The following is a 2751-nucleotide window of genomic DNA, read 5'->3' as shown; positions in this document are numbered from 1 at the left end:
CGATCAACAGGATCGGCGCGATCACCCCAATGGAATCGTACGTCGGCGTCAACCCGATCAGCAGAGTGCTGACGCCCATGAGCACGAGGGCATACACCATCGCGTTCCTTCGACCGGAACGATCGGCAATGTTGCCGAAAATATAGGCGCCAACTGGGCGGATCATGATGCCGATGCCATAAACACCAATCGCGGCCGCAACAGCCGCGAGTTCGTGCAGTTTGAAGAAAATCCCGCCCCAAACCGTGGCTGCAATAATACCGGTGACCAGGAAGTCATATTGTTCGATCACCGAACCAACAATACTGGCAACGGCCACCTTGGTGATCTGATGGCGTGTTGGTCCTGCTGAACCGGTTTGCGATTGACCGGTTGATCCAATACTTGACATGTTATGATCCCCCCTTTGATCCTTAGTACCGTTCGTTCCGACGGTCCTCGGCTATGACAGAGACTAATCGGCCCGACAACTATGGTATGGGCAGGGCTCCAAGCCGGCGAGCAATTACCAACCGCCGCACATCTCACAATCTCCCCATCATACCCGGAGCGCCATATCGCCTCAAAACCCGCGCGAGCACCGGCATCACGATCATCAACATCACCACCCGCAGGACATGCACCGCGAGTACGAACGTCACTTCGGTCCGACTGGAAATCGCAAGAGCCAGCGCAGCATAGATACCTCCCGGCACGGTCGCGAGATAGCCATCGAAAACGCTTACTCCGGTCAAACGGGCGAGCAGCACACCAAGCCCGGCGCAAATCAGATTGACCAACAAGATGAGCACGGTTGCCGCCGGCAACGCGCGTCCCACCTGCATAAGCCGCGTCATGGTGAAGCGCACACCGGCTTGCCAGCCGATCAGCGCGTAAGCGACATCCACCAAGGGCATTGGTACGATGGCTCGCGACGCCCAACCTGAAAGAGTCACGGCACCGGAAATGATCATCGGACCCAGCAAAGTCCCCGCAGGCAAACGAGTAACCCGCGCGAGCGCAACGCCGAGAGGTCCGGCAACCAGCAGGAGCCCAAGCCCGACATACCATGGCGCATTAACGACCGCTGCCGTGGGTACAGCGTGACGATGGGGATGAAACGCCATCGCGACCACCAGCGGCATGCTCGCTGTCACGATCCCGACCCGCAGATACTGCACGATCGCAATCATCCGGTCATCAGCACCGAACTGAGCCGCCAATGACACGATCGCTGAAGCGCCTCCGGTAGTTAGAGCCAGCACCCCGGTGACAGGATCGACGTCGCGCCGAAGGCTCAGCAGCAATCCGGCGGCGATGCTCACGAGCAGCGTTGTCACCGTTACGAACACGACACCGACGATATGATCGCCGAGGACGCGTACAGTGGTTCCCTTGACCAGCATGCCGATCATCACGCCGAGCACCGACTGGGCCGCAGTTACAAGCCGCGGAGAGACCCCCTGGGGCGCCCACCCCAGCAGTGCGAAGACAATTGCAACGAATAAGCCAGCAAACAACGCCGCCGAGGGCACCCTAATCGCGTTAAGCCCGATCGTTGCGAGAAGCGTCAGGCACACCAACCATGCCCACCGCGCGACATACGATCGGTTGCTACCTTGGACGAATGGATTCTTCAGCGGGAACGGTTCCAGGGTAATGACATTCATGACGCCGTAGCGATGGCAGAGACGATTTCGAACCGTTCACCAGCTTCCTGTCCGGCTGCGTAAGCGTCCCTGAGTACGCGCTTACCACGATTGGCCGACTTCGCTGTGAGGTTAAGTCCGAGCTTCGCCAGTTCATCCTCGACCACCACCGCCTTGATCGGCACCAAATCGCGTCCCGAAGCGCTGCGGTTCATCTCGTCACGGGTCACGCGCAGACTGTGGAGCTTGGCCGTGATGCCGCGCGACAACCCGTATTGGAAGGAGTGAGTGGCACTGCGACGATCACCGGCCATTTCCCGGTAGAGATCGCTCTGCCGAAACCTATCGGTTTCGGTTGCAAAAGCCCGTTCCACCAGCTCATAAAGATACTGCGCGGCGATCACGTCCGCGCGCAGCCCGAAGAAGATGTAGCGGAACCTGGCGTTGTGCGGGCGTTCGGCCCAGACCCGGCATTCGAAGAATGCCGCGATACCGGGGATGCACTCGTCGATCGGGCCCATGCGTCGGCGGTCGGTCTGGATGCCGATCCCTTCACAGGGCTGCGCCTGAAACTCCAGTTCACTGAGCGACAGGCCATACCGATCGAGCAGTTCGGCGACCTTTTCGGCGGCCGCCATGGCTTCCTGTTCAGTACATCCCTGTTCGACGGTTTTGGCCCGCAGGCCCTGGATGCGCTGGACCAGCCGATCGAGCGCGGGATCCCCGCCGATCGGCGTGGTGGTCTGACGCGGCCTGAGCCGGTTGAACAAGGTACGGGCTTCCGGCGGTACGGTCTTATGGGCGATCCCATGATCGATCGCCGCAGAGATCGACTCCAGGGTAACGCCCCCGGTCCCACTGCTCGCGCGTCGGTGGACGGTGTCCAGCAGAACCCCGATCACACGTTCCAAGCCGTCGGCCTTGAGATCATTGTCCGCGCGCCGCGTCAGAACGCCGATATGGAGCGCCTGAAAGATCATCGGCATCTCCGCCGTCCGGCGGGTTTCCAGCAGCAAATCGCGGTCGGGTGTTTGGCCCTCCAGAGCCACCCAAGCGTCCACGAGGTCGAGCAGGGCCGGATCGATCTCCGGGAATTCGTCATCCTCAAAAATTTCGCCGGTCG

General features: G+C 60.5%; 3 protein-coding genes. All 3 read right to left on the bottom strand.

What is annotated here, in order from left to right:
• Positions 1 to 319 (bottom strand): MFS transporter (locus tag ACP5E6_RS16265; protein WP_427955851.1); only part of this gene is annotated, 319 nt, incomplete at its 3' end.
• Between the two features lie 205 nt (positions 320 to 524).
• A complete protein-coding gene (locus ACP5E6_RS16260) occupies positions 525 to 1649 on the bottom strand; it encodes an AbrB family transcriptional regulator (protein ID WP_427955848.1) in 1125 nt (374 codons plus the stop codon).
• On the bottom strand, positions 1646 to 2644 hold the full coding sequence (locus tag ACP5E6_RS16255; protein ID WP_427955846.1) for a DUF2786 domain-containing protein: 999 nt from the start codon (positions 2642 to 2644) through the stop codon (positions 1646 to 1648). Before ACP5E6_RS16255 ends, ACP5E6_RS16260 begins: the two co-directional genes overlap by 4 nt.
• Positions 2645 to 2751: the final 107 nt, after the last annotated feature.

The sequence above is a fragment of the Acidiphilium sp. genome, assembly GCF_049977125.1.
Classification (GTDB): Bacteria; Pseudomonadota; Alphaproteobacteria; order Acetobacterales; family Acetobacteraceae; genus Acidiphilium.
This window is presented reverse-complemented; position numbering and strand designations above follow the sequence as displayed.